The organism is Pandoraea sp. B-6 (genome assembly GCF_000282835.1).
GTDB lineage: Bacteria > Pseudomonadota > Gammaproteobacteria > Burkholderiales > Burkholderiaceae > Pandoraea > Pandoraea cepalis.
In genome coordinates this window covers 1-9,746 of the sequence record NZ_KB290525.1, presented here as the reverse complement: position 1 = coordinate 9,746, position 9,746 = coordinate 1, and the positions used below count along the sequence as shown (strand labels likewise).

The following is a 9,746-nucleotide window of genomic DNA, read 5'->3' as shown; positions in this document are numbered from 1 at the left end:
GATGCTGCCCGCGACGATGGCCCATTGGGCGTTGGCGGTAGCGCACGCGGTGGTCGTCTGGCTGGCCGATTGGCTTGGCATGCTGGCAGCGTGGCCCTGGGCGGTGTGGCGAGCGGCCGTTGCGCCGGCTTGGGCGCAGGCGGCCGCTGTCGGCGGCGTGCTGCTCTGTCTGATGCCTTGGCCGGCCGCGATGCGTCGGCTGAGGGTGTGGCGCGTTGGTGTGCGTATTGCCGGTTTCGCGTTGCTGGGGCCGGCGTTGCTCGCGTCGTCGCCGCGGCCGGGCACCGGAGAGTTTCGGGTCACCCTGCTCGATATCGGGCAGGGCAACGCGGTGCTCGTCGAGACCGCGTCGCGTACGCTGTTGTTCGACGCCGGGCCGCCGCTGGGGCGACACAGCGATGCCGGGCGCCGCGTGATCGTTCCCTATCTGCGCGCGCACGGCATCCGGGGGCTGGATCGGCTCGTGATCAGCCACGCGCATGACGATCATTTCGGCGGCGCACTGAGCGTGCTGCGGGCGTATCCGTCGGCGCAGGTACTGTCGTCGCTGCCGGCGACGCATGGCGTGCGAAGCGCCGCAGCGGCTCATCGCACTTGCCTGGCCGGGCAGCAATGGATGTGGGACGGCGTCACGTTTCGTTTCCTGCACCCTGATAAAGGGGCGTTGCGCGAGGGCTGGGCGGGGCGCGTGGGACCGAACAGCGTCAGTTGTGTGCTGCGCGTATCGAACGCCCAGCACAGTGCGCTGCTCGCGGCGGATGCCGAAGCGCCGCAGGAGCGGGCCATGCTGGCACGCTTCGGTGCCGGTTTGCGTTCGGACGTCCTATTGGCACCGCATCACGGCAGCCTGACGTCGTCGACGGCCGTGTTCATCGAGGCCGTATCGCCAGCCCATGTGGTGTTTCAGGCGGGCTACCGCAATCGCTTCGGACATCCTAGGCCCGAGGTCGTGGCCCGTTATCAGGCCGCCGGCGTGCGGATTTGGCAGAGCGTGACGCACGGGGGCGTCCGGTTTTCGTTCACGAAGGACGGGATCGAGGCGCAGTCTTACCGCGAGCAATATCGACGGTACTGGCACGCGGAAGTGCCGGATACGTCATGACATCGATGTCATGTGACCGGCCGACAAGGGCATTTTCCGCTTCGCCACGTGCTCACGGGGTGTGTCCGGGCGTCGCGATTCGACGGAAACCTCTACCGGTACTTAACGAGCGGTTCGCTAGAATGGCCCGATGCGCCGGATTGCGCTCCGCTCGTGCATGCACCGGCTGGGCCTGACCCACACAGTGATTCCCGTCGATCGGCACCGATTGCCGCAGGCTGCCGTCCCTGGTGTTCAGTGGCCGCCGGGCGGCCCATTTCAGCACATTTCGCCCAAGGCCGGCCCGCCACGACAACGAATGCCATGACAAGAGACATCCTTCATTTTTCGCACGGCAACGGCTTTCCCGCTGGCGTCTATCGCAAGCTACTGGGCGCGCTGGCCGACGAATACGACGTTCGCGCCATCGACCGCATCGGTCACGACCCGCACTATCCCGTCACGCCGGGCTGGCGCTATCTGCGCAACGAACTGGTCGACACCCTCATGCGCGAATACCGCGGTGAGCCGGTCTGGCTCGTCGGACATTCGCTCGGCGGCTTCCTGAGCTTGATGGCCGCGCTCAAGGCACCGCAGTGCGTGCGCGGGGTGGTCATGATCGATTCGCCCATCGTTACGCCCGGCTGGCGCACGCAGATGCTCCGCTTGGGCATGCTCACCGGACTGTACGAGCGAATGTCGCCTGCGGGCGTGACCAAGCGACGTCGCGATCACTGGCCCGACTGGGAAACGGCCTGGCAGCATTTCGCGAGCAAGCCGGTGTTCGCCGGCTGGGATTCGGACGTGCTGCGTGACTACATCGACTGCGGCACGATGCCGACCGGCGAGGGCGAGGCCCGGCGTCTTGCGTTTGCGCGTGACATCGAATATCGGATCTATCTGACGCTGCCACCGCTGCTCGCCGTGCGTGCAATGCGTGGCGTGCCGGTGCCGGTCGGCTTTCTCGCGGGCACCGAGTCTCGCGAGCTGCGGCAAGCCGGGATCGGGGCGACGCGTCGTATCGTCGGCACCCATCTGCGTTACGTGCGGGGCACCCACCTATTTCCGATGGAGCGTCCGTTGGAGACGGCCGCCGCCGTGCGCGACATGCTCGCGGAACTGCGCGGCGAACGCCGGCGTTCGCTGGCCGCCTGAGACGCCCGGACGGGGCTTGCGTCGCGGGGTGTCCGATCCGGGCGCCTGCTTGCCGGGCGCGAGGGATACGCCGGTCGTGCGGAGCGGCGCGCAGGGCGCCTGTCAAGGTCAAAATTTGCCGCGCCGCACGTCGAGGGCGGGGCCGCTTTCGGGTATAATCCGGCTTTCCCGCGAGCAATTACTGCGATGACCAAATTTGTTTTTGTCACGGGCGGCGTGGTTTCCTCTCTTGGTAAGGGAATTGCTGCCGCATCTCTGGCCGCGATTCTCGAATCGCGTGGCCTCAAAGTCACCCTCCTCAAGCTTGATCCCTACATCAACGTCGACCCGGGCACGATGAGCCCGTTTCAGCACGGCGAGGTGTTTGTCACCGAGGACGGTGCGGAAACCGACCTCGATCTGGGCCATTATGAGCGCTTCATCAGCGCCAAGATGCGTCGTGCGAACAACTTCACGACGGGCCAGATCTACGAATCGGTGATCCGTAAGGAGCGCCGTGGCGAGTATCTCGGCAAGACCGTTCAGGTCATTCCGCACATCACCAACGAAATTCAGGCGTTCGTCGAGCGCGGTGCGCGTTCGACGTGGGACGGCCATCCCGACGTCGCCATCGTTGAAATCGGCGGCACGGTCGGCGATATCGAATCGCTGCCGTTCCTCGAAGCCGCGCGTCAGATGAACCTGCGCCTGGGCCGCAACAGCGTGGCCTTCGTGCACCTGACGCTCGTGCCGTACATTGCGACGGCTGGCGAACTGAAGACCAAGCCGACGCAACACAGTGTGCAGAAGCTGCGCGAGATCGGCATTTCGCCGGACGTGCTGCTGTGCCGTGCCGACCGTCAGATTCCGGAAGACGAGTGCGCCAAGATTTCGCTGTTCGCGAACATTCCGCAGGACGCCGTGATTTCGGTCTGGGACGTCGACACGATCTACAAGATCCCGCAGATGCTCCATGACCAGGGCATGGACAAGATCATCTGCGACGAACTGAAGATCGAAGCCAAGCCGGCCGACCTGTCCATGTGGACGCATCTGGTGCAAGCCGTCGAGAACCCGAAGCACGAGGTCACTGTCGGTATGGTCGGCAAGTACGTCGATTTGACCGAGTCGTACAAGTCGCTTATCGAAGCGCTGCGTCACGCCTCGATCCACACGGAAACGCGTGTGAACATCGAGTACATCGATTCCGAACAAATCGAGAAGGACGGCACGGACGCGCTCAAACATCTGGACGCCATTCTCGTGCCGGGCGGTTTCGGCCGACGCGGTACCGAAGGCAAGATCAAGGCGATTCGTTATGCACGTGAGAACCGCGTGCCGTATCTCGGCATCTGCCTGGGTATGCAGCTCGCCGTGATCGAATTCGCGCGTGACGTGGCCAAGCTGTCCGACGCCAACAGCACGGAATTCGAGCCGTCGACGCCGCATCCGGTCGTCGCCCTCATTACCGAGTGGCAGGACCGCGATGGCAAGATCGAGCAGCGTACCGAAAATTCGGATCTGGGCGGCACCATGCGCCTGGGCTCGCAGCGCGTGCCCGTCAAGACGGAAACGCTCGCGTCGCGCATCTATGGCGATTCGGTCAACGAGCGTCACCGCCACCGTTACGAAGTCAACAATCATTATGTTCCGCAGCTCGAAGCCGCCGGTCTGGTGATCTCGGCGCGCACGCCGAGCGAGAACCTGCCGGAGATGATGGAGTTGCCGCAGCAGGTGCACCCGTGGTTTGTGGGCGTTCAGTTCCACCCCGAGTTCACCTCGACGCCGCGCGATGGCCATCCGCTGTTCAAGGCGTATGTCGAGGCGGCGCTGGTGGGTCAGCAGTCGCGCAAGAAGGCCGCCTGAGGCCCCGCCCGCCGCGAGCGAGACATAAGGAGTTCTCATGAAACTGTGCGGTTTCGAGGTTGGCCTGAACCAGCCGTTTTTCCTGATCGCGGGTACCTGCGTCGTCGAATCGGAGCAAATGACGATCGACGTCGCGGGACAGCTCAAGGAAATAACGAGCGCGCTGGGCATTCCGTTCATTTACAAGTCGTCGTTCGACAAGGCGAATCGCAGCTCCGGCAAGTCGTTTCGCGGCCCTGGTCGCGAGGCGGGCCTGAAGATCCTCGAGGAAGTGCGCCGCCAACTCGGCGTGCCGGTGCTCACCGACGTGCATACCGAGGAGGATGTGGCCGTGGCCGCGCCTATCGTCGATGTGCTGCAAACGCCGGCGTTCCTGTGCCGCCAGACCGATTTCATTCGTGCCTGCGCCCAGTCGGGCAAGCCGGTGAACATCAAGAAGGGGCAGTTTCTTGCCCCGCACGACATGATCAACGTCATCGACAAGGCCCGCGACGCCGCGCGCGAGGCCGGCCTGCCCGATGACGTGTTCATGGCTTGCGAGCGTGGCGTTTCGTTTGGCTACAACAATCTGGTCTCGGACATGCGCTCGTTGGCGATCATGCGCGAGACCCGTGCGCCGGTTGTGTTCGACGCGACGCACTCGGTGCAGTTGCCCGGCGGCCAGGGCACCAGCTCGGGCGGTCAGCGCGAGTTCGTGCCGGTCCTCTCGCGTGCCGCCGTGGCCGTGGGCGTGTCGGGCCTGTTCATGGAGACGCACCCGGATCCGGCCTGTGCGCTTTCGGACGGCCCCAACGCCGTGCCGCTCGGGCGCATGCGCGAACTGCTCACCACGCTCAAGACGATCGATGCGGCGGTGAAGCAGGGCGAGTTTCTGGAAAATAATTTCAATTGAAATGAGACACGCCGTCCTGGGGCCACTATCAGCACGCCCACAGGACGGGTATAGCGCTCGGATGCCTTGGCAGCGTGGCGTCGAGTCGTTAAGCTTGTCGCGCAGCGGTCGTCGGAAGTCGCCGCGAGGGCAAGCCCACAAGGAGATGCCCGCGTGCGGTACGCCGAGCGCACCGTCGACATCGATGTCATCCCGCAGGCCGCCGTACCTTATTTCGAGGTGCCGTTGTTTCCCCGTCCATGCAGTACCCCGTCGTTGCGCGCTTGAGCGCCGCACCGGCGTCCACGTCAGGGTTCGGCGCGAGCGCCCGACGTGAACAGGGCAGGTGACGGGCCGCGGCGCGAAGCAGGTTCCCTTTAGCGTTTTTGTCATACAGATACCGAGGAATACATGAGTGCAATCGTAGATATCATCGGGCGCGAAGTGCTGGACTCGCGCGGCAACCCGACGGTCGAGTGCGACGTGCTGCTGGAGTCGGGCGTGATGGGCCGTGCGGCAGTGCCGTCGGGCGCATCGACCGGTTCGCGCGAAGCGATCGAATTGCGTGATGGCGACAAGGGTCGCTATCTCGGCAAGGGGGTGCAGAAGGCCGTCGAGCACATCAATACCGAGATTTCGGAAGCGATCATGGGCCTGGATGCGGCGGAACAAGCCTTCCTGGACAAGACGCTGATCGAACTCGACGGCACGGACAACAAGTCGCGCCTCGGTGCAAACGCCATGCTGGCCGTGTCGATGGCCGTGGCCAAGGCCGCGGCGGAAGAAGCCGGCCTGCCGCTGTACCGCTACTTCGGCGGTTCGGGCGCCATGCAAATGCCGGTGCCGATGATGAACATCGTCAACGGCGGCGCGCACGCCAACAACAGCCTGGACATCCAGGAATTCATGGTGATGCCCGTGGGCCAGTCGAGCTTCCGCGAAGCCCTGCGTTGCGGCGCTGAAATCTTCCACGCGCTGAAGAAACTCATCGCCGAGAAGGGGATGAGCACGGCCGTGGGCGACGAAGGCGGCTTCGCACCGAACTTCGCGTCGAACGAAGAGTGCCTGACGACCATTCAGCAGGCGGTTGAGAACGCCGGCTACCGCATGGGCGACGACGTGCTCCTGGCGCTGGACTGCGCCTCGACCGAATTCTTCAAGAACGGCAAGTACGAGCTGGCCGGCGAAGGCCTGTCGCTGACCTCGGAAGCGTTCGCCGACTACCTCGCCAACCTGTGCGACAAGTTCCCGATCGTGTCGATCGAAGACGGCATGTCGGAAGACGACTGGGCCGGCTGGAAGGTCCTGACCGAAAAGCTCGGCCACAAGGTGCAACTGGTCGGTGACGATCTGTTCGTGACCAACACCAAGATCCTGAAGCAAGGCATCGAGCAGGGCGTCGCCAACTCGATCCTCATCAAGATCAATCAGATCGGTACGCTCACCGAAACGTTCGCCGCCATCGAAATGGCCAAGCGCGCCGGCTACACGGCCGTCGTGTCGCACCGTTCGGGCGAAACCGAAGACTCGACGATTGCCGATATTGCCGTTGGCACGAACGCGGGCCAGATCAAGACCGGCTCGCTCTCGCGCAGCGATCGTATCGCCAAGTACAACCAGCTTCTGCGCATCGAAGAGGATCTCGGCGATATCGCCTCGTATCCGGGCAAGGAAGCGTTTTACAATCTGCGCTAATTCCGTTTCCCGGGAGGTTGCGCCCCGACGGCTGTCGAGGCGCGCTTCTCGGCATTCTTGCCAGGCGAAAGCATGCGAATGGTGACCTTGCTGCTGGTGCTGCTGCTGGCGGTGATCCAGTATCCGCTCTGGTTCGGCCACGGTGGTTGGCTTTACGTGCACGAACTGCGCGACGAGTTGAGCGCCGAACAGCAGAAGAACGAGCAGTTGAAAGAACGTAACGATCGTCTTGCCGGCGAAGTGCAGGATCTGCAGGACGGTACGTCGGCGATCGAGGAGCGCGCGCGTTTCGAGCTGGGTATGGTCAAGGACGGCGAAGTGTTCGTTCAGTTCGTGGCGCCGGACGGCTCGGGCGGTCCGCAGGCCGCTTCCGCCGCGGGTGCTCCACTGGTCTCGTCGACCGAGCCGGCACACAAGTCGGTCGCGGCGGCGCCACCGGCACCGCCGACTTCGTCCCCAGCAAAGCGCGGGGCGCAGGCGGCGCACAAGGCTCAGCATCACTGATGCGTCGCCGGTACGACGCGCAGACAGTACGACAAAATGGCGTTCCCACGGGAACGCCATTTTTTTATGTCATCTCGCGGTGCCGCCCACTAGAAGCCGATGCCCACACCCACCGATGCGCGTGGGCCATAGCCGCCATATCCGCCCGGTCCGTACCATCCAGGCCCGTACCATCCCGGCCCATACCACGCAGGGCCACCCCAACCACCGTAGAAATACGCGTTGTTGGCGTTGCCGCGCAGCGCGGCCTCGATGGCGCGCTGTGCGCGTTCGTGCTCGATGGTCGCTTCCTGCTCGTCGTAGATGCGTTTGTTCAAGCGTGTCAGATCCTGCTTCTGGGCATCGGTCATTGCCGGCATGCCTTGCGTCTGCGGCAGACGTGCCGCGGGCGCGTCAGGCGGTGGCAGTTGCGCACAGCCGGCGGCGAGCATCAGGAGCAGCGCGCCGAGGACACCGAGGGCGCCGATGACAAGCCGAGGGGGGCGTTCACGCGTGGGGCGTGTAGCGCTGGCGTTGAACGCGAGTCGCGGCATGAGCGATGCGCCGAGCGAGCTAGCGGGGTGGCGAGCCGAACGACCGCACGCCACATCCTGCATGCGGTGTCTGGTGAGGTCGGTCCGGCGCATGCCCGCGATCTCCGCGTCGCTCAATGTTGCGCGGACGGCGCGGCGTGCAGTTGCTCCGTAAAGAGCTGCGCCGCATCCACCTTGTCGAAACGATAGGTCTGGCGGCAGAACTCACACGCCACTTCAAGATCGGGACGCTCGTCGAATACGCTCATGACCTCTGCTTCGCCGAGCGTGCGCAGCATGTTGGTGACCCGCTCGTGCGAGCACGTGCAGCGAAACGCCGTGACCGCCGGCTCGAACACGCGCACCGTTTCTTCCCAAAACAAGCGCTGCAGCAGCGTTTCCCGATCGACGCTCAGCATTTCGTCTCGCTTGAGCGTATTGCCGAGCTGGCAGACGCGATTCCACATGTCCTCGTCCTGCTCGGGCGCACGCTCGGCACCGGTGCCGGCCGTGCCGCCATGGCCGGGCAGCTTCTGCAGCAGCATGCCCACCGCGTGGCGGTCATCCGACGCGAGCCACAGGCGTGTGTCGAGCTGCTCCGAATGATGCATGTAGTGTTCGAGCACCGACGCCAGATCGGGCAGGGGGCCGTGTTCATCCGACAGCGGCACCACGCCCTGGTAAGGCTGTTGGCCCGGTTGCTTCACGCGCGGGTCGAGCGTAATGGCGAAGCGTGCGCGGCCGTCGACGTTCACGAGCGCTTTGAGGGTCGCGTCGTCGGGGATCTCGCCGCTGTACTTTGCCGTGGCGCGCATCGTCAGGTCGGCGTTGCATTCGACGACGATCATGGCGACCGGGCCATCGCCGTGCAGCTGCAGGATCAGGGCGCCGTCGAATTTGACGTTGGCCGTGAGCAGCGCGGCCGCGGCCATCATTTCACCGAGCAGATGACGTACCGGCGCCGGGTAGTCGTGACGCTCGAGCACGGCGCGCCACGTCGCGTCGAGGCTGACGTATTCGCCGCGCACCGGGGCGGCGTCGAACATGAATTTCTGAAGTTGATCGGACACGGTTGAATTCCTGAAAAATGCGGCAACGGCGGTTGTCGTGGCGGGCCGCGTTGCGCGGTAACGACCGCGCAGATACGCGCCGGATGCTGCACGAACGCCGGTGGTTGGCGCGTCAATACTGCGTAATCTGGGGGCGCGTACCGCATTTTCAACACGCCGGCGGGGCGATCAGCCGATGCGCACCAACTGTTCCTTGAAGACCTGACGGCGTGCCGCATAGCCCTCGGCGTTGCGCTTGAGGTTCGCGACTTCCTCGTCGGTCAGTTCGCGCACGACCTTGGCGGGCACACCCAGAATCAGGGAGCGGTCAGGGAACGTCTTGCGCTCGGTGACCAGCGCGCCCGCACCGACCAGACAGTCGCGGCCGATGACCGCGCCATTGAGCAGCACCGCCTGAATGCCGATGAGCGAGTTTTCGCCCACAGAGCAGCCGTGCAGCATCGCCTGATGGCCGATACTCACGCCGCTGGCCAGCGTGAGCGGGTACCCCGGATCGGCATGCAGAACGGCACCTTCCTGCACGTTGGTCCCCACGCCGACCTTGATCGGCTCGTTGTCGCCGCGAATCGCGACCCCCGGCCACACGCTGCTGTTCTCGGCGAGGATCACGTCTCCGATGATGCTGGCGGTGTCGGCCACGAAAGCACTCTCGTGGATCTGGGGGGTCTTGTCTCCAAGTTTGTAGATCGGCATGGCGGCTTCGGTTCGCGGTTAAAATCGATGAATTAGCTATTGTAACGTCATGACCGATTTCACTCCCGCGCCCAGCGGCGGTGCCGCGCGCAACGCCGACCCCGGCCATTCCAGCGAAGCTTGCCCGTCCGGCAACGCGCATCCCGGATTCGCCGGTGCGTTGTGTGCCCGCGAGCACACGCTTGCGCTCCTGCGCCTGTGCGATCCGTATGAGAAGGCGCACGGCGTGACGGCACTTCGCGACGCAGTGCGAGACGGCCGCGCGCGCTGGCACCCCGAGCGTTGCTTCGAGGTGGCCGGGCCGGCGACGCCGACGCGCG

Annotated in this window: 10 protein-coding genes; 7 read left to right on the top strand and 3 right to left on the bottom strand. The window is 64.6% G+C overall.

Going from position 1 to position 9,746, the window contains the following annotated elements; translation table 11 throughout:
* The 6 genes from A985_RS0112700 to ftsB all read left to right on the top strand — a co-directional run.
* On the top strand, window positions 1–1,102 hold a 1,102-nt coding region (locus A985_RS0112700), incomplete at its 5' end, for a ComEC/Rec2 family competence protein (RefSeq protein ID WP_017233782.1).
* Window positions 1,103–1,405: 303 nt separating this feature from the next.
* On the top strand, window positions 1,406–2,236 hold the full coding sequence (locus A985_RS0112695) for an alpha/beta fold hydrolase (RefSeq protein WP_017233781.1): 831 nt from the start codon (window positions 1,406–1,408) through the stop codon (window positions 2,234–2,236).
* A gap of 186 nt (window positions 2,237–2,422) precedes the next feature.
* Window positions 2,423–4,081 carry a CTP synthase gene (locus tag A985_RS0112690; RefSeq protein ID WP_017233780.1) on the top strand — a complete coding sequence of 553 codons (1,659 nt, stop codon included), beginning with the start codon at window positions 2,423–2,425 and terminating at the stop codon, window positions 4,079–4,081.
* Window positions 4,082–4,118: 37 nt separating this feature from the next.
* Window positions 4,119–4,973, top strand: a complete 855-nt coding sequence (gene kdsA, locus A985_RS0112685; protein WP_017233779.1) for a 3-deoxy-8-phosphooctulonate synthase — start codon at window positions 4,119–4,121, stop codon at window positions 4,971–4,973.
* A gap of 390 nt (window positions 4,974–5,363) precedes the next feature.
* A complete protein-coding gene (eno, locus tag A985_RS0112680) occupies window positions 5,364–6,647 on the top strand; it encodes a phosphopyruvate hydratase (protein WP_017233777.1) in 1,284 nt (427 codons plus the stop codon).
* A gap of 72 nt (window positions 6,648–6,719) precedes the next feature.
* Window positions 6,720–7,151 carry a cell division protein FtsB gene (ftsB, locus tag A985_RS29660; protein WP_039830300.1) on the top strand — a complete coding sequence of 144 codons (432 nt, stop codon included), beginning with the start codon at window positions 6,720–6,722 and terminating at the stop codon, window positions 7,149–7,151.
* Between the two features lie 89 nt (window positions 7,152–7,240).
* On the opposite strand, the gene A985_RS27900 is transcribed toward ftsB, so the two are convergent.
* From A985_RS27900 to A985_RS0112660, 3 genes are all read right to left on the bottom strand, one after another.
* A complete protein-coding gene (locus A985_RS27900; RefSeq protein ID WP_157211449.1) occupies window positions 7,241–7,777 on the bottom strand; it encodes a hypothetical protein in 537 nt (178 codons plus the stop codon).
* Between the two features lie 20 nt (window positions 7,778–7,797).
* Window positions 7,798–8,733, bottom strand: coding sequence for an Hsp33 family molecular chaperone HslO (gene hslO, locus A985_RS0112665; RefSeq protein WP_017233774.1), 936 nt, complete (start codon window positions 8,731–8,733; stop codon window positions 7,798–7,800).
* A gap of 168 nt (window positions 8,734–8,901) precedes the next feature.
* The gene (locus A985_RS0112660) at window positions 8,902–9,426 is read right to left on the bottom strand and encodes a gamma carbonic anhydrase family protein (protein ID WP_017233773.1); all 525 of its coding nucleotides are present in this window, start codon (window positions 9,424–9,426) and stop codon (window positions 8,902–8,904) included.
* 49 nt (window positions 9,427–9,475) lie between these two features.
* Here A985_RS0112660 and A985_RS25335 point away from each other — a divergent pair.
* On the top strand, window positions 9,476–9,746 hold a 271-nt coding region (locus tag A985_RS25335; protein WP_039830299.1), incomplete at its 3' end, for a hypothetical protein.